The 26,791-nt window shown below is 73.6% G+C and carries 20 protein-coding genes and 1 riboswitch; of the genes, 12 read left to right on the top strand and 8 right to left on the bottom strand.

Annotated elements, in window-relative coordinates:
- Positions 1-69: 69 nt before the first annotated feature.
- The 4 genes from proP to K7472_RS11795 all read right to left on the bottom strand — a co-directional run bounded on the left by proP (position 70) and on the right by K7472_RS11795 (position 4,284).
- Positions 70-1,596, bottom strand: a complete 1,527-nt coding sequence (proP, locus tag K7472_RS11810; protein WP_222977198.1) for a glycine betaine/L-proline transporter ProP — start codon at positions 1,594-1,596, stop codon at positions 70-72.
- A gap of 185 nt (positions 1,597-1,781) precedes the next feature.
- Positions 1,782-2,186: a hypothetical protein gene (locus K7472_RS11805; protein ID WP_308013873.1), complete on the bottom strand. Its 405-nt coding sequence runs from the start codon at positions 2,184-2,186 to the stop codon at positions 1,782-1,784.
- Between the two features lie 46 nt (positions 2,187-2,232).
- A complete protein-coding gene (locus K7472_RS11800) occupies positions 2,233-2,883 on the bottom strand; it encodes a TetR/AcrR family transcriptional regulator (protein ID WP_222976977.1) in 651 nt (216 codons plus the stop codon).
- Positions 2,884-3,411: 528 nt separating this feature from the next.
- A complete protein-coding gene (locus K7472_RS11795) occupies positions 3,412-4,284 on the bottom strand; it encodes a hypothetical protein (RefSeq protein WP_222976976.1) in 873 nt (290 codons plus the stop codon).
- A 233-nt stretch (positions 4,285-4,517) separates the two neighbouring features.
- Here K7472_RS11795 and K7472_RS11790 point away from each other — a divergent pair, with 233 nt between their 5' ends.
- Complete coding sequence (locus K7472_RS11790; protein WP_222976975.1) at positions 4,518-5,498, top strand: DUF2382 domain-containing protein; 981 nt, start codon at positions 4,518-4,520, stop codon at positions 5,496-5,498.
- Positions 5,499-5,816: 318 nt separating this feature from the next.
- Positions 5,817-8,195 (top strand): ATP-binding SpoIIE family protein phosphatase, encoded by a 2,379-nt coding sequence (locus K7472_RS11785; RefSeq protein WP_222976974.1) that lies wholly within the window; start codon positions 5,817-5,819, stop codon positions 8,193-8,195.
- A gap of 36 nt (positions 8,196-8,231) precedes the next feature.
- Here the strand turns inward: K7472_RS11785 and K7472_RS11780 are convergent, their stop codons facing one another.
- Positions 8,232-8,762 carry a MarR family winged helix-turn-helix transcriptional regulator gene (locus K7472_RS11780; protein WP_308013872.1) on the bottom strand — a complete coding sequence of 177 codons (531 nt, stop codon included), beginning with the start codon at positions 8,760-8,762 and terminating at the stop codon, positions 8,232-8,234.
- A 93-nt stretch (positions 8,763-8,855) separates the two neighbouring features.
- Here K7472_RS11780 and K7472_RS11775 point away from each other — a divergent pair, with 93 nt between their 5' ends.
- The gene (locus K7472_RS11775; protein ID WP_222976973.1) at positions 8,856-10,442 is read left to right on the top strand and encodes an FAD-dependent monooxygenase; all 1,587 of its coding nucleotides are present in this window, start codon (positions 8,856-8,858) and stop codon (positions 10,440-10,442) included.
- Here the strand turns inward: K7472_RS11775 and K7472_RS32615 are convergent.
- Both K7472_RS32615 and K7472_RS11765 read right to left on the bottom strand, forming a co-directional pair.
- Positions 10,420-11,970 carry a serine/threonine-protein kinase gene (locus K7472_RS32615; RefSeq protein ID WP_252395469.1) on the bottom strand — a complete coding sequence of 517 codons (1,551 nt, stop codon included), beginning with the start codon at positions 11,968-11,970 and terminating at the stop codon, positions 10,420-10,422. The two genes, K7472_RS11775 and K7472_RS32615, sit on opposite strands and share 23 nt — an antisense overlap.
- A 109-nt stretch (positions 11,971-12,079) precedes the next feature.
- Positions 12,080-12,838 (bottom strand): thioesterase II family protein, encoded by a 759-nt coding sequence (locus K7472_RS11765; RefSeq protein WP_222976972.1) that lies wholly within the window; start codon positions 12,836-12,838, stop codon positions 12,080-12,082.
- A 234-nt stretch (positions 12,839-13,072) separates the two neighbouring features.
- Between K7472_RS11765 and K7472_RS32610 the strand changes: the two genes are divergently transcribed.
- The 3 genes from K7472_RS32610 (at position 13,073) to K7472_RS11755 (ending at position 16,989) form a co-directional block, all read left to right on the top strand.
- A complete protein-coding gene (locus K7472_RS32610) occupies positions 13,073-13,585 on the top strand; it encodes a hypothetical protein (protein WP_252395468.1) in 513 nt (170 codons plus the stop codon).
- A gap of 42 nt (positions 13,586-13,627) precedes the next feature.
- Entirely contained in the window at positions 13,628-15,181 is a 1,554-nt protein-coding gene (locus K7472_RS33435) for a tetratricopeptide repeat protein (protein ID WP_308013871.1), read from the top strand.
- 95 nt (positions 15,182-15,276) lie between these two features.
- Positions 15,277-16,989: a hypothetical protein gene (locus tag K7472_RS11755; protein WP_222976971.1), complete on the top strand. Its 1,713-nt coding sequence runs from the start codon at positions 15,277-15,279 to the stop codon at positions 16,987-16,989.
- A 119-nt stretch (positions 16,990-17,108) separates the two neighbouring features.
- Here the strand turns inward: K7472_RS11755 and K7472_RS11750 are convergent, their stop codons facing one another.
- Complete coding sequence (locus K7472_RS11750) at positions 17,109-18,404, bottom strand: alpha/beta hydrolase (protein ID WP_252395467.1); 1,296 nt, start codon at positions 18,402-18,404, stop codon at positions 17,109-17,111.
- 376 nt (positions 18,405-18,780) lie between these two features.
- On the opposite strand from K7472_RS11750, the gene K7472_RS33430 reads away from it, so the two are divergent.
- From K7472_RS33430 to K7472_RS11720, 6 genes are all read left to right on the top strand, one after another.
- Positions 18,781-20,379, top strand: coding sequence for a MutS-related protein (locus tag K7472_RS33430; protein WP_222976969.1), 1,599 nt, complete (start codon positions 18,781-18,783; stop codon positions 20,377-20,379).
- The gene (locus tag K7472_RS11740) at positions 20,376-21,881 is read left to right on the top strand and encodes a MutS-related protein (protein WP_222976967.1); all 1,506 of its coding nucleotides are present in this window, start codon (positions 20,376-20,378) and stop codon (positions 21,879-21,881) included. The genes K7472_RS33430 and K7472_RS11740 overlap by 4 nt, the downstream gene beginning before the upstream one ends.
- 93 nt (positions 21,882-21,974) lie before the next feature.
- Positions 21,975-22,040: riboswitch (Fluoride riboswitch) on the top strand.
- Between the two features lie 142 nt (positions 22,041-22,182).
- A complete protein-coding gene (locus tag K7472_RS11735) occupies positions 22,183-23,133 on the top strand; it encodes a respiratory chain complex I subunit 1 family protein (protein WP_222977194.1) in 951 nt (316 codons plus the stop codon).
- Positions 23,134-23,141: 8 nt separating this feature from the next.
- Complete coding sequence (locus tag K7472_RS11730; RefSeq protein WP_308013870.1) at positions 23,142-23,798, top strand: hydrogenase; 657 nt, start codon at positions 23,142-23,144, stop codon at positions 23,796-23,798.
- Between the two features lie 5 nt (positions 23,799-23,803).
- Positions 23,804-25,291 (top strand): proton-conducting transporter transmembrane domain-containing protein, encoded by a 1,488-nt coding sequence (locus tag K7472_RS11725; protein ID WP_222977193.1) that lies wholly within the window; start codon positions 23,804-23,806, stop codon positions 25,289-25,291.
- Entirely contained in the window at positions 25,288-26,784 is a 1,497-nt protein-coding gene (locus K7472_RS11720) for a hydrogenase large subunit (RefSeq protein ID WP_222976964.1), read from the top strand. The genes K7472_RS11725 and K7472_RS11720 overlap by 4 nt, the downstream gene beginning before the upstream one ends.
- The last annotated feature ends 7 nt before the right edge of the window (positions 26,785-26,791 follow it).

The raw sequence follows: 26,791 nt of genomic DNA, 5'->3' as shown, positions 1-26,791 counted from the left end.
CCCGGGGCAGGCGATCTGAGCCGCTCGTCCCGTACGACGGCGCGGGTACGGCGGTGGGCGTAGGGCGGGTCAGTGCTCGGAGCGGTCGCGGGTGCGCGGATGGCGCACCCGGATCCACACGTCGCGGGCCCGCCGCCCGGCTGCCACGCGGCTGCGGGCGACCAGCTTGCGGGCCTGCTCGGGGCTCTCGACCATCGGCCCCGATCCCATCAGCGGCTTGCCCGCCGTCTCGCGCAGCAGCAGCGCCGAGACCAGGCCGACCGCGCCCGCGCCCATCAGGTAGTACGCCGGGACCATCCGGTCGCCGGTGGCGTCCACCAGCGCGGAGGCGACCAGCGGCGTGGTGCCGCCGAAGAGCGAGACGGAGACGTTGAAGGAGATCGACAGGGCGCCGTAGCGGATGCGGGTCGGGAAGAGCGCGGGCAGGGTCGCCGCCGAGGTGCCCGCGAAGCAGACCAGCAGCAGGCCCAGGATCAGGCAGCCGATCGCCGGGTAGAGGATGCCGTTCAGCCGGATCAGCGCGAACGAGGGCACGGCCAGCGCGATCATCGCGACGCTGCCGAACAGGAAGACGGGCCTGCGGCCCCAGCGGTCCGAGGAGCGGCCGACCGTGGTGATGGTCAGCGCCACCACGACCATGGTGCCCAGCACGAGCAGCTGGGCGGTGGTGTCGTTCTGCCCGAGGGTGGAGGTCATGTAGGTCGGCAGGTAGGAGGTCACCATGTAGTTGGTGACGTTGTAGAGCAGCACCAGTCCCATGCAGATCAGCACGGCCTGCCAGTGCTCGGTGAAGATCTCCTTCAGGCGTCCGCGGCCGGACTGCCGGGCCTCCTCGACCGGGTCGGTGCCGTCCTCCTGGGAGCGCAGCGCCTCGGCCTCGGCGTGCGCCTGCTCGGCCTCCCGCTGGAAGGCGGGGGTCTCCTCCAGCCGCAGCCGCAGGTACAGCCCGATGATGCCGATCGGTCCGGCCACGAAGAACGGGATGCGCCAGCCGTAGTGCGTCATCCCGTCGGTGCCGAGCGCCGCCGTCAGGCCGGTGACCAGGCCGGAACCGAGGGAGTAGCCGATGAAGGTGCCGAAGTCCAGCCAGCTGCCGAGGAATCCGCGCCGGGTGTCGGGCGCGTACTCCGCGATGTACGTGGTGGCACCCGCGTACTCGCCGCCGGTGGAGAAGCCCTGCACCAGGCGGCACACCAGCAGGAGGATCGGCGCCGCGAAGCCGATCGAGGCGTAGGAGGGCAGGAAGCCGACCGCGAAGGTGGAGACCGCCATCATGATCATGGTGGCCGCCAGCACCCGCTGCCGTCCGATGCGGTCGCCCAGCGGCCCGAACACCAGCCCGCCCAGCGGCCGCACCAGGAAGGCGGCGGCGAAGGTGGCGAAGGTGGAGACCACCTGGGCGCCGGGCGAGCTGGAGGGGAAGAAGACCTTGCCGAGGGTGGTGGCGACGTAGGCGTAGACGCCGAAGTCGAACCACTCCATGGTGTTGCCCATGGCGGCGGCCGAGATGGCGCGGCGCACCGCCGGCCGGTCGGTGACGGTGACGTCCTCCAGGCTCAGCGACCGCTTGCGGCGGCGCAGCAGGATGCGCAGCATGCGGTCGGTCGCCGGGTGGCCGCCGTGGCCGGTGGTGGGCCTGCGCGGTGGCGGTGTGGGGCCAGTAGTGCTCATGTCATCCCGTCGACGGCTGGGGTGTGGAGCGGGACAGCCCGCCCATCATCCCCTCAGCGGAGGCGATCGTTCCGCTCATCCGCTGGCGTGCCGCCAGGCCGGTGCTCCCCTCAGACGGACCCGTTCACCCAGGCGGTCATCAGCCGCCGCCATTCCTCGCGCGCCTCGTCGTACTCGCGCTCCGCGTCCCGGTCGGCCCAGGGCAGGCCGCTGTCCACGTAGGCGTCGACGTCGGGCGTGGTGGGGTCCTCACGCATCCGGCGGCGATGGTCGGCCTGGAGCAGCTGGTCCTGACGCGTCCGCAGCTCGGCGAGGGCGGACGAGCGGCGTTCGATCTCCTGGTAGACGTCGTCCTCCAGGTCGTCCAGCGGCCACTCGCGCGGGCCCCGGTGGCCGTGGCCCTCCAGCATGATGCGCACGTGGGTGCGCAGCTCGTCGTCGGTCAGCGCGTCCAGCCCGGTCGAGTCGTCCTCGGGCGCGTGGATCGCTTCGTGTCCCAGTCCCTGTTCCGTCACGTCTGCTCTCCTGCCCAGCAGGTGGCCGGGTCAGTCCGACGGAACGTCACCGCGACGGGGGCTCGCGCGGGATGCCGACGAGCATGTTCACCAGCGCGGCGGCGATCTCGTCGAGCGTGGCGTCCACGTACCCGGCGGACCAGTCGTGCACCAGGCCGTTGACCGCGCCGACGAAGGCGGTGGTGGCCACCCGGTAGGCGCGCGAGGCGGCCTCGTCGCCGCCGCCGGCCGCCATCAGTTCGGCGTGGATGAGTTCCGCCCAGCGGGTCCTGCGCTCCATCCTGCGGCGTTCCATCCCCGGGCTGACGCCGACCACCTCGACGAACGCGAGCCGCACCCGGCGCGGGTCGTCGGTGACCGAGGCCGCGTACGCGCGGAACGCGGCGGTCGCCCGGCGTCCGATGTCCTGGCCCGCGGTACGGGTCAGGGCCTCGACGGCGGCCTGTTCCGCGAGGTCGTTGACCCGGGCGTGCAGGACCGCAAGGACCTCTTCGAGGTTGTGGAACTCCTGGTAGAACTGCCGGGTCGACAGCCCGGCGGTCTCGCACAGCGCGCTGACGGAGGCCGCGCGGAATCCGGGACCGCCGCCGAACAACTGCAGTCCCGCCTCCAGCAGCCGTTCCCGCCGTTCCGCGCGCCGTTCGGCGGCCGGCTTGCCCGCGTAGCGGCGGCGCGGCTGGTTGGCGACTTCGGTCACCGGCGTTCTCCTTCGGACCGCGTTCGAACCTTCGCCTTCGAACCACTGTCCGCCGATTCTGCCCGGGTCCCGCCGCGACGGCGTGGGCGCGTCCGCCCTACCCCGGGGTAACGCGATCCGGTTCCCGCGCGGTGACGCCCCGGTGGGCGGTGGGGGCCGGCGAATCGTCGCCGCCGTCCGGGGCGTGGAACGGCGGGAGCGGCCCGGCCGGTTCCGCGATCCCCGCCCGCGAGACCGCCCACGCGCGCGTCCCCGGCCCCCGCACCGTCCCCGGCATGGGCGGCGCCACCGCCCCGCGCACCGTCCCCGCCGCGGGGGGCGGCGCCACCGCGGCCCCCTCGCACCGTTCGTCGTCCACCACGTCCTGTTAACGCCGCCTCCCCTGCCGCGGGGTGCGGCCGCACCCCGCCTCAGCTGCCGGAACATGCGTGCGCGGGCGCCCCCGGGAGGGGGCGGGTGCGGGAGCCCCGGGCCCCGGCGTCCTCCCCGCCCCCGGTGACGGCGGGCCGCGCCGCGCCGCGGCGGACGTCATCCCTGCGACCACAGCTCCTGGTGTGGAATGGTCGAGTACGCGCCGGGCGTGCCGCCCGCCCACGCGGTCAGGACGCCGTCCCAGCCCTGCGGAGCCGCCGGGTGGGCCGGATAGGGGTGCCACTCTCTTGGCTGCATCGTTTCTTCAGACGAGATCCACGCGGTGCCCGTCCCGACGGGGAACGTGGGTTCGGGCTCGGTGACCGGGGCCGCGCCGGAGCGCCGGTGCCGCCCCGACCGGCCGCCCTCCCCCGGCGGCGGTGCCAGCAGCCCGTGGGCGAACAGGTGCTGGACGCGCTTGACGATGTGCGTGAGGTCCATGCCGAACTGCGCGGAGAGCGTCTCCAGGTCCACCTCCGCGTTCCAGCTGTTGATCAGCACGGTGTCGAGCACCGGCGTCCACACCGCCCCCTGCGCGATCTGGTCCGCGTCCACCGGGAACGGGTCGGCCGGCCCCGCCGCCGGGGCCTGCGCGGTCCAGTCGGCGGACGCCGCGGACGCGGGCCCCGACGCCGACGTCGACGCCGCACCCGGCGCCTGGGCCGGTGGCTGAGCAGCCGACGGTGGTGGCGCAGGCACGTCGGTGGCCGGGCCGGCGGCTCCCGGAGGCGGCGCGGGGGCGGCGGCGAGCAGTTCCTCGGCGACGGCGCGGGCGTTGTCCTTGCCCACGGTGCGCCGGGCCACCCTCACCTCGCGCTCCGCCAGCCCGAGCATGTCCGCGACGGCTCCGTCACTGCCCACCGAGATCGAGAAGGCGGCGAGCAGCCGGACCCGGTCCGCCTGCGCCTCGTCCAGCAGCCCCTGGGCATCTCTGACGTGCTCGTCGCTGCGACAAAAAGCCTCCGCCAGAACGTTGTTGCGGTTCCACATCTCCCTTGGCTCCATTGCCTGTTCAACTGCGAAAAGGTGCACCGGATACGCCACTCGGGGCATATGACACCCGATCGTTCTAAACCACACACAAATTCTCTTATGCCTGGAGCGCGAAACAACTTATGGGCCATTAGCACGAATAACGTCATATATGACTTGTTTGGTGTGATTACGGACGGCTACCCACGAGAGTGATGGGCCTCGGCCTGACGGACGACAAGGAGGACCGCATGATCACCCAGAAGCAGATCCCCGCGGTACTGGGCCATCCCGTCTACGACAGCGAGGGAAGCAAGATAGGCAGCGCCGGGCACGTGTTCCTCGACGACGCCACCGGCCGCCCGGAGTGGGTGAGCGTGAAGACGGGGCTGTTCGGCTCCAGCGAGTCGTTCGTCCCGATCAAGGACGCCAACCTGGTCGGCGACCACCTGGAGGTCCCCTTCGACAAGAGCCAGGTCAAGGACGCGCCCAAGGTCGACATCGACAACGGCGGTCACCTGTCCGCGGGCGAGGAACGCCAGCTGTACGAGTACTACGGCCTGTCCGACGGCAACGGCAGGCACCGCGCGCGCGGCGGAGGCGCCCCGGACGCCGCGCGTACGTCGGACACCATGGGCACGGCGGGCGCCGCGGGGGCGGCCGGCGCCGCCGGAGCGATGGGCGCCGGACGCGAGCGCGCGAGCGCCGCGGACGCCGACGCGACCGGCCGCACCCCGACCCGCGAGTGGCAGTCCGGCGGCACCGCGGACGAGCGCGGCCGGGCGGCCGACATGCCGCGGCGGGGCGCCACCGGCGGGATCGACGAGGAGCGGGCGATGACCCGTTCCGAGGAACGGCTGCACGTCAACGTCGAGCGCCGTGAGACGGGCCGGGCCAAGCTGCACCGCTACGTGGTGACCGAGGAGGTCCAGGAGACCGTGCCGCTGCGGCACGAGGAGGTCCGGGTGGTCCGCGAGCCGATCACCGAGACCGGCCGCCGCGAGGCGATGTCGGACGCCCAGTTCAGCGAGGCCGACCAGGAGGTCGTGCTGCACGAGGAGCGCGCCGTGGTCGAGAAGGAGACCGTGCCGGTGGAGCGGGTGCGGCTGGCCACGGAGGAGCAGATCGAGGAGAAGACGGTGCGCGGCCAGGTCCGCAAGGAGCGCATCGACGCCGAACTCCCCGACAAGGACCGGGGTACCGAGCCGGGCCGCGGGACGGGGCGCCGCTGACCGACGACGGGACGGTCGGCGGCAGCGGGCCCGGCGGCTCGGGCACCGCGCCGCGCGGGGCGTCCCGGCCGGTCGCGTTCCTCCGTGACCGGCCGGGCCGCCGCCTTTCCACCGCCGGACGCCGCCCTTTCACCGCCCGGGGCGCCGCCCTTCGCGGCCCGCCGCGCACGGCCGTCGGCCGCGGCACGGCGGCGGCCGGCGGGCCCGCCCTCGTCCCGCGTGCCGTGCGGGCCCTTTGGCGGACCTCGCCGGGAACCGCCATGCTGGGAAGGGCCGGCGCGACCGTGCCGGTACGGCGGTCCGGTCCAGGGGAGCGTCATGAATGCACCGCCCGAGGCCCCCGGCCTCGTTCCCGGCGCCCACGCAGCCGACGACGTCGTCGCGGTGGTCGTGGACCGTTCGGGCACGGTGCGCGACTGGTCCGGCGGCGCCGAGCGGCTGCTGGGCTACCCGGCCGGTGAGGCCCGTGGCCGTTCGCTGCGCCGCCTGCTGTCCCCCGAACGCGTCCGGGCGCACACCTACGCGGGACCGGTCCGCACGGTGCGCCACCGGGCCGGGCACCGGATCGACCTGGCGGTGCGCCTGCTGCCGCTGGGAGGCGGGCAGGGCGCGGTCGTGCTCGGGGTCCCGGCGGGCGCCGAGGCGACCCGGGCGATGCACGAGGCGGTGGGCCGGGGACTGTTCGACCAGGAGCGGATGGCCGTCGCCGTCTACGACGCCGGGCTGCGGCCGGTCGGCGCGAACCGGACCGCCGAGCCCGGTGACGGCAGCGGTCCGGCCGCCGCGCTGCGCCTTGACGACCTGCAGCCGGTCGAGGAGGGCCAGGGCACCGGCGTCGAGACGATCCGCGACGTGCTCGCCACCGGCGCCGCGGTCACCGGGACCGACCGGATGCTGCGGGACGCGGGCTCGCCGGACCGCGACCGCATCATCGCGCTCACCTCCGCCCGGCTCGGCACCGCGACGGACCCCACCGGCGTGCTGGCCGTCACCGTGGACATCAGTGACGGCTACGAGATCTGGCGCCACCTGGAGATCGTCCACGAGGCGTCCAAACGGCTCGGCGGATCGCTGGACATCGACCGCACGGCGCAGGAACTGGTCGGACTGCTGGTCCCGGTGCTCGGCGACATGGCCTCGGTGGAGATCCCGGACGACGTGCTGCGCGGCGGCGAACCGCCCCGCTACACCGGCGGCCACCCGGAGAACGTCATGAGGCGCATCGCGGTACGCCACGCGCACGGCCCCTGGCCGTCGAGGATGGTGCAGCCGGGATCGTGGCTGCCGCCGATACCGGAGCGGCCGGAGATGGCCGGCACGGCGTGCGGCCGCACGGTGATGACGGCCACCCGCCGCGACGCAGAACAGCTGCTCGGCCACGACCCGCAGCTGATGGAACTGATGCTCCCCGACGACATGCGTGCCTCCCTCGGCGCGCCGCTGTTCGCCCGCGGGATGGTGCTGGGGTACGTGACCGTGCACCGCACCCTGGACACCAGACCGTTCACCGCCGCCGACGCCCGGCTGCTGCGGGAGATCGCCACCCGGGCCGCGCTCGGCGTGGACAACGCCCGCCGCTTCACCCGCGAGCACCAGGTCTCGGTGCACCTCCAGCGCAGCCTGCTGCCGCAGGGCTCGACCGACAGCGCGGCCGCGCAGACCGCCGGTGTCTACCGTCCGGCCAGCGGCACCGCGAGCGTGGGCGGCGACTGGTTCGACGCGATCCCGCTGTCCTCCCAGCGGATCGCCCTGGTCGTCGGCGACGTGGTCGGCCACGGCCTTCAGGCGACCGCCACGATGGCCCGGCTGCGCACCGCCGTGCAGACGCTCGCCGACCTGGACCTGCCGCCGGACGACCTGCTGGTGCGGCTGGACGACGTGGTGCAGCGGATCGCCGAGGAGTCGCCGTCCTCGCACCCGATCGGTGCGACCTGCCTGTACGGGGTGTACGACCCGGTGACCCGGCGCTGCCAGTTCGCCGCCGCCGGGCACCCCGCGCCGCTCGTCGTGCGCCCCGACGGCACGGTGCGGCGGGTGGAGGTGGTGCCGGGGCCGCCGCTGGGCGTGGGCGGCCTGCCGTTCGAGGCGGTGGAACTGGAGCTGGAGCCCGGCAGCGTGCTGGCCCTGCACAGCGACGGGCTGACCCAGCTCGACGACTACGCCCGCGCGGGCGACGAGGACGTGCTCGCCAAGCAACTGGCCGCCGTCTGCCGCCCCGACCGGGACCTGTACGACGTCGGCCGGGAGATCGTGGACGCGGACCGTGGCCCGGCGCCGGTCGACGACGTGACGCTGCTGCTGGCCCGGGTCCGGGAGATCCCGGCGGACGACACCGCGGCGTGGCGGCTGCCGTCCGATCCGGCGGCGGTGGCCGACGCGCGGCGCGAGGTGCTGCGGCAACTGGACGACTGGGGGCTGGCGGAGCTCGCGTTCACCACCGAACTGATCGTCAGCGAGCTGGTCACCAACGCCATCCGGTACGCCGGTGAGGCCGTCGGGCTGCGGCTGATCCGTGGCCAGAGCCTGATCTGCGAGGTGAGCGACACCAGCAACAGCCAGCCCCGGCTGCGTCGTGCCCGCACCACGGACGAGGGGGGACGCGGGCTGTTCCTGGTCGCCAACCTCACCAGCCGGTGGGGCAGCCGTTACGGGACGAGCGGCAAGACGATCTGGACCGAGCAGCCCATCGACACCTGAGGCGGCATCGGGGAAGGCGTCATCGGGGGTCCCGGGTCAGCCGTGGTCGGAGGCCTCGCCGTCCGGGCCCTCCAACTCCAGCAGCAGCGTGCGCAGTTCGTCGTTGAGGGTGCGCTGGCGGTCCGGGGGGAGAGTGGACAGCAGCCGGGTCTCGGTGTCGGTCTTCGTGGCGAACACCCGCTCCGCGCGCTCGCGTCCCTCGGCGGTGAGCGCGACCAGCACCGAGCGGCGGTCGCCCGGGTGCAGGGTGCGGGTCAGCCAGCCCTTGGCCTCCAGCCGCCCCACACGGTTGGTGACCGCGCCGGAGGTGAGCTGGAGGTGGCCGGTCAGCTCGCCGGCGGTGAGCCGGTGGCCGGGGGCGCGGCGCAGGCAGGCCAGCAGCTCCAATTCCCACAACTCGATTCCGTGCGGCGCCAGTTCGCGCCGCATCTCGGTCTCCAGGCGGTGCGCGACCCGGCGCAGCCGGTAGGCCAGCGCCTTGGCCTGGAGTTGCGCGTCGGTGTGCAGACCGGTCATGACCTCGGTGAGCCGGTCGACGTAGTCGGCGGCGGGCTGCTGCTGTGACACGAACCACTCCAGGGTGACGGGGAGGCGGACTACCGGACTGTCTCAACGTTCATTATCTTAACGTCAAAAGAACTGAGGGAAGGACTGCGTCCCATGACATCGTTAGGCGAACAGCACGGCAACACAGGCGAGTTGGCGGTCGCGATCGCCGGTGGCGGTCCGGTCGGACTGGCCGTCGCCGCCTTCCTCGACGCGGCGGGCGTGCCGGTCGAGGTCTTCGAGCGCGCGACCGTGCCGAGCGAGCACTCCAAGGCCACCGTGATGCACCCGCGCACCCTGGAGACCCTGGAGGTGCTGACGACGCCGAGCGGCGGGCGGTTCTCCGAGGAACTGCTGGCGCGGGGGCGCACGGCCTCGCGGACCCACTTCGCCCTGCTGCCGAGCCTGCTGGACTACGCGGGTCTCGACACCCCTTATCCGTTCGTGCTGTTGATCCCGCAGGCACGCACCGAACGGCTGCTGGAGGCGCACCTGCGCGAGCGCGGGGTGCCGGTGCGCCGCGGGTGCGAGGTCACCGGGTTCGAGCAGCACGAGGACGGGGTGCGGGTACGGCTCGGCGACGGGACCGTGCGCGAGGTGGCACACCTGGTGGGCGCCGACGGCGCGCACAGCGTGGTGCGGCGGCTGGCGGAGGTGGACTTCCCCGGCTCTCCTCCCTCGGCCCTGGGCTTCGGCGCCGACGTGGAACTGGACCGGCCGCCGGAGGGGATCAGCCATCAGTGGTTCGCCGCGACCGGCTCGGTCAGCGTCATACCGCTGCCGGACGGCGGCTACCGGGTCTTCGGCACCGAGGCGGCCGACACCCGGCTGGACCCGGAGACGATCAGGGAACGGCGCGCGCAGCCGTTGACGCCGGAGGGGCTGCGGGCGGCGATGCGGCGCGTCGTGGGCCACGACTTCGGCCTGCGGTCGGTGAGTTGGCTGACCCGGTCCACCGACGTCACGCGGCACGCGTCCCGCTACCGGGTGGGCCGGGTGCATCTGGCGGGCGACGCCGCGCACGTCCACCTCCCGGCCGGCGGGCAGGGCCTCAACGTCGGCCTCCAGGACGCCGCCAACCTCGCCTGGAAGCTGGCCGCCGAGATCCGGGGCTGGGCGACGCCCGCGCTGACCCACGGCGAGCTGGGCTACGAGCACGAACGCCGCCGGGTGGCCGAGCGCCTGGCCGCCAACACCCTGGCGCAGGGCGCCCTGATGCACGACTTCTCCCCCTCCGGCGCGGCGCTGCGGGAGCTGTTCGCGGACCTGATCGCCCGGGGCGGCGACACCGCGCGCGAACTCACCGGCTGGTTGTCCGGCCTGGGCCTGGACTACCCGCAGCCCGACGGCGCGCACCCGCTGGCCGGTACCCGCGCGCCGGACCTCGCGCTGCGGCCGGTGCCCGGCGGCGGACCGGGCGGGAGCGGGGACGACCGGCTGCTGCGGGCGTTGCGGGTCGACCGCTTCCTGCTCGCGGACTTCACGCCGGACGGCGCGTTCGCGGACCTGGCCTGCGAGCGCGTCGCGGTGCGGCGGGCGCTGCCGCGCGAGGGGGCATGGGCGTCTGCGGGCGCGGCGCTGGTGCGGCCGGACGGCTACGTGGCGCACGCGACGGCGGCCGCGGACCCGGGCGCGATGGCGGAGGCGCTCGGCAAGTGGGTGGCGACGGCCGAGTCGGTCAGCCGTCCGACAGCGGTGTGATGTCGGCGCCGGTGATGACACCGCCGCGCACGGTGTAGGTGCCCGCGAAGTACTCGTGGCTGCCGTCCGTCTGCTCGGCGTCGAGCTGGACGGTGACCTGGTCGCCGTCCACCGACTCGACGTCCACCGAGTCGGTGGCGGTCTCCGCGAACCCGGAGACGAACGAGTCGTACGAGCCGTCCTGGATGTTGTCCCCGCCCAGCTCCCACGCGTCCTGGTAGTCACCGGAGTTGATGGCCGTGTAGTAGGCCTGCACCACCTCGTCCGGCGCGGCGGCGGCCTGCGTGGGCGCGGGCGGGGTGGCCGCGGGTGGCTGGACGGGCGCGGACGGGAGGCTCGACGGGACGGCGGGGGCCGGGGTGCTCGGGACGACGGTGCCGCCGGTCCCCGGGCGCACCTCGGCGCGGACGGCGTGGTGGTGCGACGCCCCGAGCAGCACGGCCGCCGCGACGCCGCCGCCCAGCAGCGCGGCGGCCACGGCGGTCGCGCCGACCAGCAGTCCGGTCCGTCCGCGGCGCGGCGGCTCGTGGGCGCCCGGGTAGGCGATCGGGACGGTGGACGGCGGGCGGGCCGGTGCGACTTGCGTCGGCTGGTGCGCGAAGCCGTGCCCGGCCAGCGGGGGCTGCGGGGTGACGACCTCGGTGGGCGGGTGGACGGGGGTGACGCCGCGCGGTGGGCGGCCGTTCGCCACGTCCTCCAGCATGCGCTGCGTCCGTTCCGCGGTAGGCCGTTGGTCGGGGTCCTTGCGCAGCAGCGCTTCGAGGACCGGCGCGAGCGCTCCGGCGTCACGCGCGGGCGGCAGCGGCTCGGAGACGAGGGCGTGCAGGGTGCCCATCGTCGAGGTGCGACGGAACGGTGAGCGTCCTTCGACGGCCGCGTAGAGGGTGGCGCCCAGCGACCACAGGTCGGAGGCGGGGCCGGGGCGGTGACCCGTGGCGCGCTCCGGGGCGAGGTAGTCGGGCGATCCCACGATGTCACCGCTGCGGGTCAGTCCGCCCTGGAGGCCGTCGACCACGGCGATGCCGAAGTCGGTCAGCACGGTCCTGCCGCCGCGCTCCAGCAGCACGTTGGCGGGTTTGACGTCCCGGTGCAGCACGCCCGCCCGGTGCGCGCTGCGCAAGGTGGCGACCAGGTCGGCGCCGACGCGGGCGGCGTCGCGGGGCAGCAGGGTGCCCTCGGTGGCGAGCACCTCCTCCAGGGAGCGCCCGTCGACCAGTTCCATGACGATCCAGGGGCGGCCGTCCTCCTCCAGGACGTCGTGCACGGTGACGACGCCGGGGTGGCTGATACGGGCCGCCGCCCTGGCCTCCTGCCGCAACCGCACGTGCAGCACGGCCAGTTGCTCATCGGCGAGGGCGCCGACGGTGATCTCCTTGACGGCGACCTCGCGCTCCAGCGTCCGGTCCTCGGCACGCCAGACGGTGCCCATGCCGCCGCTGCCAAGACACTCCCCCAGCGCGTACCGGCCCGCGAGCAGGCGTGTCCCGTCGTCCTCGGCCGCCCCGTCGCGCGGCGCGTCGTCGCTCATCCCGAGCCTCCCCCCGTACCGTGTCCCCGGCTCAGGGCGCCCAGTATCCCGGGCGGTCACCCTGTGCGCAGCGTTACGCGACAGTAAGTGGCGTTCCGGGCAGGGGATTTCAGGGCTGGGGCAGCAGCCGCGCCACGTCGTCCAGCAACGCGTCCTCGTGGTCGCGCAGGTAGAAGTGGCCGCCGGGGAAGAGGCGCTTGCGCAACGGCGAGCCGCTGACGTCGGCCCAGGTGTCCAGTTCGTCGACCGGGCAGGCCGGGTCGGCGTCGCCGCCGAACGCCGCGACCGGGGCGCGCAGCACGGCCGGGACGGCGGCGGGCTGGTAGGCGTCCAGCAGCCGGTAGTCGGCGCGCAGCGGCGGCATCAGCACGTCGCGCAGTTCGGGGTGGTCGTAGACGGCGGCCTCCGGCCCGGCCAGGCGCCGTACGTTCTCCAGGAGCGAGGCGTCGTCGAGTCCGGGCAGCCGCGCGGTGGCGTACGCGCGGTGCGGTGCGCCGCGCCCGGAGACCAGCAGCCGGGCCACGTCGGCTCCCTCGCGCTCCAGCCGTACCGCGACCTCGTAGGCGACGGCCGAGCCCATGCTGTGGCCGAACAGCACGAGCGGCAGCCCCAGATGGGGTTTGAGGGCGATCGCCAGCGCGTCGGCCAGCTCGTCCATCGACGCGGCGCACGGCTCGTGGAAGCGGTTCTGCCGGCCGGGATACTGCACGGCCAGCGTCTCGACGTGACGCGGCAGCCGCTGCGGCCAGCCGACGTAGGCGGCGGCGGTCCCGCCCGCGTGCGGGCAGCACACGAGCCGCACGGCCGGGGACTCGGCCGGATGCCGGTGGAACCACGGATCGGAGGTGTCCGCCCGCTTGGCCCTCATACCGCCGCCCCCATCCCCGGTCCCCACTTCCGTCACGCCGTGGCCTCGTCGGCCGACGTCTCGTCGGCACAACACATCGTACGGGTCCGCGTGTTGTCCCGGCTCGCGGAGCGGCTCGCCACCGGGCCGCCCAACACGCCACCTTGTTGGCGTCTCTCCGTCGCGGGCAGGCCATACGCTGGTCCCCGAAGTGGAGCCGGCCGGGGCACCGGTCACGGCGGGAGGGGGACCGGGGTGGACGGGCAGAGCGGACCGGACGGTCGGCATGCGACGCGCAACAGTCTGGACGGTCACGCCTCGGTGCACGGCACCGTGCTCCAGGCCGAGCGCATCGAAGGACTGACGATCCATCAGGCAGAGGACCACCGTCCCCCGCCGCCACGCCAGTTGCCCTCGCGGATCGGCACGTTCGTCAACCGCAAGCGCGAACTCGACCGGCTCACAAGGGCGTTGACCTTCGCCAACCTGGTGACGGTCTCCGGGATGGGCGGTGTCGGCAAGACCCGGCTGATCGCCGAGTGGGCGGACGCGGTGGCGGACCGTTTCCCGGACGGGCAGTTGTACGCCAACCTGGAGGACGGGCGGCGGGACGGAGTCGTGGACGTCGGCGCCGTGCTGGGTGACTTCCTCGCCGCCCTCGGGGTGCACGCGGCTTTCCTGCCCGCCACGGTCTCCGGCCGGTCGGCGCTGTTCCGCACGGTGACGAGGGGGCTGCGGCTGCTCGTGGTGGTCGACAACGTCCGGTAAGCCCCCGAGGTCCGCCCGCTGATCCCCGGCGGCGGTCACCTCGTGGTGTGCAGCCGTCGCAGGCTGCCCTCCCTGTTGCTGGACGGCGCGGCCGAGGTCGTCGTCGAGCCCCTGGACGAGACGGCCGGTGTGCAACTGGTGCGCTGCTGGCTGGAGAACGCGGAGCAGCGGCAGGCGGTCGAGTTGTGGAGGTTCTGCGGCGGGCTGCCGCTGGCCATGCGCGCCGCAGGCACCCAGGTGCTGGAGCGGCCCCACCTGTCGCTCGACGACGTCGTGCGCACGCTGGGCGACGAGGCCGGATGGCTGGGCCGCGGCGGCGGGCACGACACCGTGGGGGTCGTGTTCGACCAGGTGGTGGCGGGGTTCTCGGAACCGGCGAGGGAGTTGTACCGGGTGCTGGGCTGTTTCCCCGGCACGTCCTTCACCGCCGCCGCGGTCGGCGCCGCCGGGGCGCGGGGGTTCGACGCGGGCCTCGGTGAACTGCTGACGTCGAATCTCGCCGCGCCGCACGAGCGCAGCGTCCCGAGCGACGACGCGGAGGCGGACGCTCTGCCGCGCAGGTTCCGGCTGCACGACGTCGTACGCGCCCACGCCCGCGCGTACGCCACGGCGGGCGAGCCGCAAGAGCGCGGGGACGCCACGTCGCGCCTCTTCGTCGTCTTCTACCTGAACGCCGCCGGGCACGCCGACCGGCTGGTGCTGGGCGACCGGATGCGGCTGCAACCGCCGCCGGACGGCGTCAGCCCGTTCACCAGCGGCGGGCAGGCGCTCGACTGGCTGGACGCCGAACGCGACAACCTGCTGGCGGTCATGCGGCTGGCCCACGCACGCGGATGGCACGACGCCGTGTGGCGGCTGTGCGAGTCGCTGTGGGCGCTCTACCACAGTCGCAAGCACTACGGCGACTGGATCGAGGCGCACCGGCTGGGCGTCGCCGCCGCCCAGTGGGAGGCCCGCACGGACGCCGAGATCCGCATGCGCAACCAACTCGCCCGCGCGTACTACGAGTTGGGCGACTACGACGAGGCGCACGCCGAACTGGACCGGGCGCAGGAGCTGCTGGGCGTGGTCGCCGACCCCCGGCTGCACGGCGTGATCTGGGAGACCCGGGGCCTGCTGTGCCGCGCGCGCGACGACCACGAGGCGGCCGTCGGACTCTTCACCCGGGCGCTGCGGGCCAACGAGGGCGACCGCCACGGCGTCGCCGTGCAGAGCTACAACGTGGCCCAGGCGCTGGTGGCCGCCGGACGGCCCCGGCAGGCGCTGGAAGTGCTGGACGCGGCGCTGGACGGGGCCCCGGCCGGCGACGCGATGCGGATGCGGGTCGCGCTGGTGCGCGCCCGGGCGCACCAGGCGATGGGCCACCCGGACCAGGCGGTGACCTGCGCGGTGGACGCCGCGGTGCGGGCCCACGCGCGCAAGCAGTACGCCAAGCTCGACGAGGCGCTCGCGCTCACCGGAGCCCTGGCCGGGGACGTGCGCGACGAACGGCTGCGGGACGCCTGCCTGGCCAAGACCGAGGAGCTGCGGCGCAGCATGGGCGTGGCGGGCCCGGATCCGGCCGCCCCCGTCGCGCCCGGCGGGGGCGGCTCGTGAGTACCATCTCGGGGGCCTCCTCCGGGGCCGGGACGCCGGATGCGTACGAGCGGCCCGCCGGCCCGGAGCGTCACCGTACTCACCGGAGAGTTGGCGTGGTCCTGCTGTCGCGCGGTGCCAGGCGGCGTGCCACCGCGGAGCGGTGGGACACCTGGCGGCCGAAGGCCCGGGTGCTGGGCGTGGTGCGCACGCTGACCTCGGCGACCCGGCTGCTCGACGTGCTCACCCTGCTGCGCCCCGAGGACGACGTCGAGGTCACGTACACCGTCAATCCCGGTTCGGCCTTCGCCGCCGGGCTCGACGAGTACCTGACGGCGGTCGGCGCGCGGGTGCTGCCGTGGCGGGAGGCGGTGCGGCAGCGCTTCGACCTCGCCGTCGCGTGCACGGTGAACGCCTCGATGCACCGGCTGCGCGCGCCGTTGATGGTGCTGCCGCACGGCGCGGGCTACAACCGCCTGGTGCGCGAGACCACCGGGGACGCGGTCTCCCCGGCCGGGCTGTCGCGGCGTGAACTGACCCGCTTCGGCAAGGTGGTTCCCGCGGTGATCGGCGTCTCCCACGAGGAGCAGGTCCAGCGGCTGGCGAGCGTCTGCCCGCGGGCGGTGCCGCGCGCGGTGGTGGTCGGCGACTGGTGCTTCGACCGGATCACGGCGAGCGTGCCGCGCCGCGACGAGTACCGCCGGTCGCTCGGCCTGCGCGGCGACCGCAAGCTGGTGGTGCTGCACTCCACCTGGGGTGAGCACTCGCTGATCGGCAGCCGCCCCGATCTGCCGCTGCGGCTGGTGACCGCGCTGCCGGTGGACGAGTACGCGGTGGCCGCGGTGCTGCACCCGAACGTCTGGGCGCGGGTGGGCGAGCTGGGGGTGCGCGGCCGGCTGGCCGACGCGCTGGACGCGGGGCTGATGCTCGTTCCCGCGCAGGAGGGGTGGCGGGCCGCCACGATCGCCTGTGACGTGGTCATCGGCGACCACGGCAGCACCACCTTCTACGCGTCCTCGGCGGACCGCGTGACGCTGCTGGCCGCGACCGGGCTCGCGGAGCTGGACCCGGTCTCCCCCGCCGCCCGGTTCGCCCTTCGGACGCCCCGGCTCGACCCGGACGGCGACCTGTTCGAGCAGGTGCGGCAGGGCATCGAGCACCACAAGCCGGACAGCGCGCGGGAGATCACCGAGGCACAGCTCGGCGCGCCCGGCAGGGCGGGCGAGATCCTGCGGCGGAACATCTACGGTTTCCTGGCGCACCGCGGCGTCACCGTGCCGGACGCCCCGCCGCGACCGCGCCCCGTGCCCGCGCCGTGGCCGGTGCGGCAGGCGGTTCCGGTCGCCTACGACGTGACGGGACTTCGGCTCGACGACGGGACGGTCGGTGTGCGACGCAGGCCTGTGGCCCCGGAACCGCCGGACGAACCGCGCGGCTTCCTCGCCGTCACCGACCTCGACACCCATCCGCGCCGTGCCCACTCGGCGGAGGTGGTGGCGCGCACGGTCGTGGACGCCGAACTGCCGCCGGCGGAGTGGCTGGAGCGCAAGGCGGCCCAACTGCCCGGCGTCGACGTGCTGGTGGCCGCCCTCGGCCCCGACCGCTGCCTGCTGCGGCTGCGTGACGGGACGCTGCTGGAGGCGCGGGCGGCGCAGGCCCTGGGTGCCGCTCACCGGGTCCTGGACCCGGTGCTGTTGGGCTGCGCGGTCCACCTGCGCAGGCTCGCCGACCCGGCGGCGCGGGCGGCCTCGTACCTGACGGGCGAGGGGCTGCGGGTGCGCACCGGGGAACGGGTGCTGCCGGTGGACTTCACCGAGGGCCCCGCGTAGTCCGGCGCGACGGCCGCGAGGAGAGACGGGGCGAGGAGAGTCGGGGGCGAACGGAAGAGGGCCGGTCCCGTGATCCGGGAACCGGCCCCGCGGTGCCGCCTGACGCGGGTACCGCCACGTCACTTCACGAAGCTGATCTCCGGGTACGACGAGGAGGTGGCGCTCAGCAGGCTGCTCTTCTTCTTCAGCAGCTCCTGGTCGAAGTAGGCGGCCAGGTAGGTGCGTTCGACCTGGATCGCGCGGTCGGGCGCGATCGTGCCGAGGGTCTGCTGCACCTGGGACTGCGACAGGCCGAGCTGGTTCGCCGCCTGCGGCAGCAGCACCTCGTTGTCGCTGAAGGTCAGGTGCGCCGAGCCGGCCATCTTCAGGTCGTAGCGCACGCCCTTCAGGTGGGACCAGAAGGTGGCCCAGCTGGAGTCGTCGTTGCGGTTGTGCGTCGCGGAGCTGAAGAGCATGAACGGACGGCTGAGGTTCTCGGAGGTCGCCGAACCGTAGAAGGTGCCGTCCAGGTCGGCGCCCGCGTCGATGCGGGAGTCGGCCTGCATGGACGTGGCCACGGCGGCCCCGCCCAGCGACCAGCCGAACATGCCGATCTTGGTCATGTCGACGTCGCGCAGCAGCCCGGTGGGCAGCTTGGCGCCGTCGACGTCCGGATTCTTGCCGTTCGCGATCTGGCCCAGTTCGTTGTTGACGAACTTGACGTCGGCCGCGCGCACCGCGAGCGTGTCGGAGGAGTGGGCGTTGGACGGCATGGTGTCCGTCTCCAGCCGGCCGCCGGGGAACTCGACCTCGTTGGCGTCGTGGGTGTGGTCCACGGCGACGACCAGGTAGCCGCGGCTGGCCAGGTCCTCGACGAGGGCGGTGCCCATGGCGCGGTCCGAGTGCAGACCGGTGGAGTACAGCAGCACCGGCAGCTTGCCCGCCTTGGTGTCCACCGGGGCCAGGACGTGTCCGGCGGTGGTGGGCAGGGTCAGCGAACCGGCCCGCACGCCGAGACCGGCCAGGTAGTGCGCGGCGGTCAGCGACGGCATCCACGGGGCCAGCGAGTGGCCGGTGGTGCTGTCCGTCGGGTACCACAGCGAGACCATCAGCTCCCGGGTCTGGTGACCGGGGACGTAGGGGTCCGTGCGCGAGGTGTCCTTCAGGTGCAGGCTGACCGTTCCGACCTTGTACGGGCCGGTGGGCGCGGGCATCGACACCGTGGTGGCGCCGCGGGCCGCGTGGGTGGCCGCCTTCCCCCCGGTGGGGGTGGCGTCCATGTTGACCAGGCCTCCGTGGTTGTCGGCGCCGGGCTTGGTGCTGGCGTCGGCCGGAGCGATCCCGGCCCCCATGACTGCGGCCACCAGACCCGCGGCACCGGCGACCCGGGCGAGTCTGCGGCCGCGGTGTCTTATGCGCAGGCGTGACATGGGCATAGGCCCCCTTATTTTTCAAACGATCGCGCCATGAACCGGCGATCGACTGCCGCACACCGTACCGGTGAATCCTCATAACGTCCCCAAGACCCCCACGTAGTCTCTCAGTTCTGTACATCCGCCCAGGTGGGAGGCGTGCTCAAGGCCGCTTTCCCGGCCCGTGAACGCGCCGCCCCCTCCCCGCGTAAAGGAGACCGACCGGCCCCGCGCGGGCCGTCCCCGGGCATGCCCGGGCGGCGGACTGGCGGGAGGGCGTGTCGCGGGGGCACCATGGGAGCGGGTGATGAGGCTCGCCCTTGCCCGCACGTCGTCGTGCTGATGGCCTCTGGTCGCGGTGGTGTGTCCTGCCATGACGTCGTGCCGGAGGTGGGCCGAGGTGTCGTCACCCAGTGTTCTGTTCGCCGATCCGCGGGACGCGGCGGCCGTGGCGGACGGCGTGGCGGAGCCCGCCTGCTTCGCCGACCTCAACCTCGACCAGGTCGTCGCGGCGCTCACCGCCGGGCGCGAGGAGTACGACCTGGCGCCCTTCTTCCGCCACCGGCTGCGCACCGTGGACGCCGTCGCCCATCGGCACGAGGTCTTCCGCGACCTGGAGGACCACGCCGTCGCCGCGGGCGTGGACGCCTTCGCGCGACGGATGCGTGACGTGCGGCGCCGGGTGCGCCGGGCCGGCGAACTGCGTCATCCGCACCAGCGCGACAGCTGGTTCCTGACCGCCGTCGAGGAGTACGGCACGGCCGTGCGCGGGCTGGTGCGGGTCCTGGACGGCGCGCGCCCGCGCTCGGCCGGGCTGCGGGCGGTCCACGAGCACGTCACCGGGTACGCCAGGTCCGGCGCCTTCACGGGTCTGCTGCGCGACGCCGAGGACGTCGGGCGGGGACTGGCGTCGGTGCGCTACTGCCTGACCATCACGGGCGGGCGGGTGAAGGTGAGTCGCTACGAGGGCGAGGCGGACTACGGCGAGCGGGTGCTGGCCGCGTTCGAGAAGTTCAAGCAGACCGAGGGCGAGGGCCATCTCGTCGGATTCGGCGACCACGTGGCCATGAACCACGTCGAGGAAGCCGTCCTGGACCGCGTGGCGCTGCTCTTCCCCGAGGTCTTCGACGCGCTGGAGGCGTTCGCCGGGCGGCACGCGGCGTTCCTGGACGAGGAGGTGGCGAGGTTCGACCGGGAGGTCCAGTTCTACGTCGCCTGGCGGGAGTTCACCGGGCGGATCGCGGCCTCAGGGCTCTCGTTCTGCTACCCGGAGGTCTCGGACCGGTCCAAACGGATCGGCGGACGCGAGGTGTTCGACCTGGCGCTCGCCGACAAACTGGTGGAATCCGGTACACGCGTCGTCCCCAACGACTTCCACCTGGAGGGGCCTGAGCGGGTGCTGGTGGTGAGCGGGCCCAACCAGGGCGGCAAGACCACGTTCGCCCGGACCTTCGGCCAGTTGCACCACCTGGCGGCCCTCGGCTGTCCGGTGCCCGGCACCGGGGCCCGGCTCTTCCTGTGCGACCGGGTCTTCACCCACTTCGAACGCGGCGAGAACCTGCGGGACCTGAGCGGCAAGCTCCAGGACGACCTGGTGCGGGTGCGCGACATCCTGGACCACGCCACCGCCGACAGCGTCATCGTGATGAACGAGGTCTTCACCTCCACCACGTTGCGCGACGCGGTCGTCCTGGGCACCCGGGTGCTGGAGCGGATCATCGCGCTGGACGCGCTGTGCGTGTGCGTCACGTTCGTCGACGAGCTGGCGTCACTGAGCGGGTCCACGGTGAGCATGGTCAGCACCGTGGTGCCCGACGACCCCGCCACCCGCACCTTCCGTGTCGTGCGCAGGCCCGCGGACGGCCTGTCGTACGCCCTGGCGATCGCCGACAAGTACGGCCTGACGTACGAGCGGCTGGTGGCCCGGATCGCCGGCCGGGCCGGGGTGGCCGGCACCGGTGACGACGACGAGCGGACCGAGGAGGGGGTCGCGTCATGAAGGCGTTCCTGCTGCACCGGGACCGGGACGTCGACTGGGCGGCGGACCCGCCGCCCGAGACCCCGGACACCGTGCGCGACCTCGGTCTGGACACGCTGCTGGAGGCGATGTCGGACGACGACGCCTTCCTGCGCGACGTGGCCCTGCGGGTGCTGACCCGCCCGCTCACGGGCCCGCAGGAGATCGTCTACCGGCAGCGGGTGCTGCGCGACTGCGTGGAACACACCGATACCGCGGTCGAGTTGTACAACCTCGCGGTGGAGACGATCGCCGCGGAACACCACATCTGGCCCAGCTTCCTGCGCACGCCGGAGTCCGTGCTGAGCCGTTCGGTGACCGCGATGGAGATGTTCACCGGGGCGCTGCGCAAGCTGCGGGCGATCCGCGACGCGCACGCCGAGGAGTTCCGCTCGCCGGGCATGACGGCGTTCTTCCGCATGCTGGAGGCCGAACTCGACGACGCCTGGTTCGAGACCGTCGACTCGCATCTGCGGCAACTGCGCTTCAAGTCGGGCGTGATGGTCAGCGCCACGCTGGGACGCGGCTGCGTGGGCACCGGCTACGTGCTGCGCGAGCCCCACCCCGGCCCCGGCTGGCGGGACCGCATCACCCGCAACGTCAGCCCGTCCTACACCTACCGGCTCCCCGACCGCGACGAGACCGGCGCCCGGGCGCTGTCCGAACTGCGGGACCGCGGTGTCGACCTGGCGGCCGACGCGCTGGCCCGCTCCTGCGACCACATCCTGAGCTTCTTCACCATGCTCCGCCGCGAACTCGGCTTCTACGTCGCGTGCGTGAAGGCGTACGAGAAGCTGACCGGCAAGGGCGAGCCGGTGTGCTTCCCCGAGCCGCTGCCGCCCGGCCGCCCGGTGACCGTCTGCCGCGGACTGTACGACCCGTGCCTGAGCCTGCGCCGCGAGGGACGCGTGGTGGGCAACGACATCGACGCCGCGGACGCCGACGGTGTCGGCCTGGTGGTCGTCACCGGTGCCAACGAGGGCGGCAAGTCGACCTTCCTGCGCGCTGTCGGACTGGCCCAACTGATGGCGCAGGCGGGCATGTTCGTGGCCGCCGGGGCGTTCCGCGCCGACGTGCGCACGGCCGTGTTCACGCACTGCCGGCGCGAGGAGGACGCGGAGATGGTCAGCGGCAAGTTCGACGAGGAGCTGGCCCGGATGGCGGCCGTCGCGGACCGGATCACCCCGGGCGGCATGGTGCTGTTCAACGAGTCGTTCGCGGCCACCAACGAGCGCGAGGGGTCGCAGGTCGCGCGGCAGATCGTCCGCGCGCTGCTGGACTGCGGCGTCAAGGTGGTGCTGGTGACGCACCTGTACGACCTGGCACACGGCCTGCGGGAACGCCACGCCGACGACGCGTTGTTCCTGCGCGCGGAGCGCCGCGAGGACGGCACCCGCACCTTCCGGCTGACCCCGGGGGTGCCGCGGCCGACCAGCCACGGCGAGGACCTGTACGCGAGGGTCTTCGGCGTTCCGGCCCCGTAGGTCCCTCGATGCCGGGCGGGGTGCCCCGCCCACCGTGGCGCGTCACCCATGTGGCGGCCCGGCCTTGCGGTGGCGCCGAGCGCGGGCCCACACTGGGAGTCCGGCGATGGGGCTCGCCACAACCGCGGCGCGGGTGCCGCTGATGGCCTCTACCACTGACCACCCGACGGCCGATCACGGCTGTCCCGGCAGTTGGCGGAGGCGAGATGACGGAGGTGGCCCCGGTCCACCAGGCAGGCCCCGTCGGGAACGGCGGGGCGCCCCGGCAGCGTACGGCCCCGGGAGGCACCTGGTGAGCGGGATGCCGGTCGCCGCCGTGCAGGCGCTCCAGCCGCTGACCGTGCTGGTCGCCGCGCCGGGCGTCTCGGGGTTCATCGCGACCGCGGAGGCCCGGATGCAGGGCAGGCGCGGGCCGCGGGTGCTCCAGCCGTACTACGACCTGGCCAAGCTGTTCCGCAAGGAGTCGCTGGCGCCGGTGGGCGCGAGTGCGGTGTTCCTGGCGGCGCCGGTGCTGGCGATGGTGTGCTACCTGACGGTGCCTCTGCTGATCCCGGTGCTCACCAGTTACGGTCTGCCGCTCGGCTACATGGGTGACATCCTCGGCGGCGGCATCATCCTGTCGCTGGCCTCGTTCGCGGTGGCGGTCGGGGCGGCCGAGACCGGCTCGCCGTACGCCCAGTTGGGGTCGAGCCGGTCCAAGACGTTCGCGGCCATCACCGAACCGGTCATGCTCTTCGTGGTGTTCGCGGTCGCGCTGGTGACCGGCACCGACCTGCCGTACGCGATGGCCGCGACCGTGCGGTCCGGGGCGGACCAGATCCTGCGTCCGTCCCATCTGCTGGCCGCCGCCGCGCTGTTCCTGGTGATCCTCTACGAGACCGGCCGCATCCCGGTCGAGGCGCACCGCTCGACCAACGAGTTCGGCATGATCGAGGAGGCCCGCTCCTTCGAGTACTCCGGTCCCTACTTCGCGCTGCTGACGTGGGGTTCGGCGATGAAGCAGCTGATCCTCTACACCATCCTGATCAACGTCTTCCTCGCGCCCTGGGGCCTGTCGTCCACCCGGGACGCCTCCGACGTGGTGCTGGCCGTCGTGCTGCTGGTGGCCAAGGCGCTGGTGATCGGGCTGGTGGTGGCGGTGATCGACAATTCCTTCGCCAAGCTGCGGCTGTTCAAGATCACCGAGTTCGTGGCGGCGGCGTTCCTGCTCGCCGTGCTGGCGGTGTTCACCCTCTACCTGGGAGGTGGCTGATGCGGCCGGTGCCGAGCATCTACGCCGGGACCACCAACGCCATCGCGGTCCTGGTGCTGCTGACCGAGTTCGCGATGCTGCGCACGGCGCTGCTGCGCAGTCAGGTGCGGCTGTACGCGGTGCAGTCGCTGCTGGTCTCCGCGCTGGCCGTGGTGGTCGCCGCGGTGCGGGACGTGCCGGAGCTGTACGCGCTGGCCGCGCTGTCGCTGGCGCTGAAGGTGGTCGTGGTGCCGTGGCTGGTGCTGCGGCTGCTGCGGGACGCCGACGCGGAGATCGCGGGCAGCGGCACGCTGAGCGTCGCCAGTGAGGTGCTGGTCGCCCTCCTGGTGGGCGGCCTGGGGTTCTTCGCGGTGGACCAGCTGCACGTCAGCAGCCGGGTCCTGCCCACGACCGCGCTGGGCCTGGCGGTGGCGGTGGTCGGGGTGTCGTTCGTGCTGATGATCGTGCGCTCCGACGTGGTGTCGCAGGCGGTGGGGTTCTTCTCGCTGGAGAACGGGGTGTCGCTGGCCTCGCTGGTGGTGGCGGCCGGTCTGCCGCTCATCCTCGAAGTGGCCTTCCTGTTCGACCTGTTGGTGGCGGTGGTGGTGTTCGGCTTTCTGATGCGGGTGCACCACTCGCGCACCGCGACCTTGTCCACCGCCGCGCTGACCAGGCTGCGGGGGTGAGCGGGATGGGTGACCTGCTGATCGTGCTGGCGGTGCTGCCGTTCGCCGCCGTCGTGCTGAGCGCGGTGGCGCCGCCCGCGGTCGGCCGGGCCTGCACGGTGGCCTCCGGTGTGGTCTCGCTGGGCTGCGCGATCGCCCTGGTGCCGTCGGCGGCGCACGGCGGGCTGAAGGTGGGATTCCTGCGACTGGACGCGCTGGCCGGGGTGTTCGTGCTGGCGGCGGCGTTCGTCTACGCGGTCACCTCCGTGTACGCCGTGGGGTATCTGCGCGAGGACGAGGGCGAGGAGGGCTTCACGCGCTACGCCCGCCGCTTCCACGCGGGCCTGAACCTGTTCGCCTGGTCGATGATGTGCGCCTGCCTGGTCGACGGGCTGGCGCTGCTGTGGATCGGGGTGGAGATCACCACCGTGGTCTCCGCGCTGCTGGTGGCGATCGACGCGACCGAGGACGCCTCGGAGGCGGCGTGGAAGTACGTGCTGCTGGCCTCGGTGGGCCTGGGCATCGCGCTGCTGGGCACCATCGTCATGTACTACGCGGGCTCGACGGTGTTCGGCGGCGCGTACGACCTGTCGATCACCAAGCTGCTCCAGGCGGGTGGACGGCTCCCGCACACCCCCGTACGGCTGGCGTTCGTGCTGGCGGTCGTGGGATTCGGCACCAAGGCGGGGCTGGTGCCGATGCACACCTGGCTGCCGGACGCGCACGCCGAGGCACCGACCCCGGTCTCCGCGATGCTGTCCGGTTCGCTGCTGGCGGTGAGCTTCTACGCGGTGCTGCGCTACTTCCAGGTGGCGCGCGCGGCGGTCGGCCCGGTCTTCCCCCAGCGCGTCCTGCTCGCCTTCGGCGTCGCCTCGCTGCTGCTGGCCGCGCTGTACGTGCTCGACCAGCACGACGTCAAACGGCTGCTGGCGTACTCGTCGGTGGAGCACATGGGCATCCTGGCGGTCGCCGTGGGATTCGGCGCTCCGCTCGCCTCCGCGGGCGCGCTGCTGCACGTGCTGGCGCACGCCGCCGCCAAGAGCAACGCGTTCATGGGCGCGGGCGTGCTGGCGCGCACCTACCGCACCAAGGAGATCTCCCGCATCCGGGGCGCGATGGAGCGGCTGCCGGTGAGCGCGCCGCTGTTCCTGGTGGCGGTCTTCGCGCTGGCCGCGCTGCCGCCGTTCGGCATCTTCCGCAGCGAGTTCCAGATCGTCGCGGGCGGTCTGGGCTCCACGCGCGGCGGCTGGGCCGCGGTGCTGGTGGCGTTGGTGACACTGGCGTTCCTGGGGCTGGCGACCGCGGCCACCCGGATGGTGGTCGTGCCGTCCGGGCGCCCGCGGTTGCGGTCGCTGGGCGCGGCGGCGATCCCGGTGCGCGAACCGTCCTGGTGGATGATCACGCCGGTCCTGGTGGGGCTCGCGGCGCTGGTGCTGCTGGGCGTGCATCCCCCGGCGGACCTGACCGCGCTGCTGGGGCGGGGCGCGGCCGAGCTGGGAGGCGGGGGCCGATGAGCGCGGAGCCGGTGACCGGGGCCGCCACGGCCGAGACGCTGCGGGACGAGGTGGCGGCCCGGGTGCGCGACGGACAGCGCTTCGCCGGGCTGTCCGCCGGCCTGACACCGGACGGGGTGGACCTGACGGCGCTGCTGGCGCACGACGGCACCGTGGAGCCGCTGGACGTCCGACTGCCGCCGATGGCCACGCGGTTCGCGTCGCTGACGCCGCTGGTGCCGGCCGCGTTCTGGTACGAGCGGGCGATCCGCGACCTGTTCGGCCTGGAGCCGTACGGGCATCCGCGCCCCGATCCGCTGCTGCTGCCGCTGGAGGACCCGTCGGCGCCGCTGCCCCGGCCCGGCAAGCCGGGGATGCCCGACGACCTGCCTCCGGACGAGTTCGCGCTGCCGCGCGTGGTGACCGGGCCCGGCCTGTTCACCATTCCCCACGGGCCGGTGCGCTCCGGTGTGTTCGAGTCGGTGGAGTACCTGGTGGAGACGCCGGGCGAGGACATCCCCCGGCTCCAGATCCGGCTGTTCGGCAAACATCGCGGGATCGAGAAGCGTTTCGAGGGCATGACCCCGTACGACGCCGTGCTGCTGGCCGAACGCGTCGAGGGCATCGCCTCGGTGGCGCACGCGCTGGCGTTCGCGCACGCGGTGGAGCGCCTGGCCGGGGCGGCGGTGCCCCGGCCCGCGGCGCTGGTGCGCGTGCTGCACGCCGAGCTCGAACGCGTCGCCAACCACCTGGACGTGGCGCTGAAGCTGTCGGACGCGGCGGGGCTCGCGGTCGCCACCGCACGGTTCGGCACGCACAAGGAACGCGTGCTGCGGCTGGTCGGCGCGCTGTGCGGCAGCCGTTTCGGGCGCGGTGTGGTGGTGCCCGGCGGGGTCACCGCGATGCCACGCCTGGCGCCCATCGAGATCCTGGACCGGCTGGACCGGCTCCAGGCGGCGGTCGAGGGAGACGCGCGGGCGCTGATGGCGACGCCGTCGTTCCTGGACCGGCTGCGCGGCACCGGGCGGCTGGACGGCGCGCTCGCCCGTTCGCACGGGGCGCTGGGCCCGGTGGGCAGGGCGTCCGGGTTCCACGCCGACGCCCGCGTGGAGCGCCCCTACGACGCCTATCCGCACCTCGCCATGACACCGCTGCCGCCGCGTGCGGCGGGCGACGCGATGGACCGGCTCAAAGTGCGCTGGGACGAGGTCGGGCAGTCCTTCCACCTGATCCGCCAAGTCGTCCAGGAACTACGGGAGTCGCCGGGTGACGGGACGTGCGCCGCGCCGGTGCACGTGGAGGACGGGCGGGCGCTGGGCTGGGCGGAGGCACCGCAGGGCGAGGTGCTGTATCTGCTCCGGGTGCGTCAGGGCCGCGTCACCCGGTGCGATCCGCGTTCCGCCTCGTTCCACAACCTGGTGCTGCTGCACGAGGTGTTCAACGGGGACATCCTGACCGACTTCCCCTTCATCGAGGCGAGCTTCGGCCTGTCCGTGGCGGGAGCGGCGCGATGACCGGGCC

Origin of the sequence: Streptantibioticus parmotrematis (genome assembly GCF_019890615.1) — a bacterium.
Taxonomy (GTDB): domain Bacteria; phylum Actinomycetota; class Actinomycetes; order Streptomycetales; family Streptomycetaceae; genus Streptantibioticus_D; species Streptantibioticus_D parmotrematis.
This window is presented reverse-complemented; position numbering and strand designations above follow the sequence as displayed.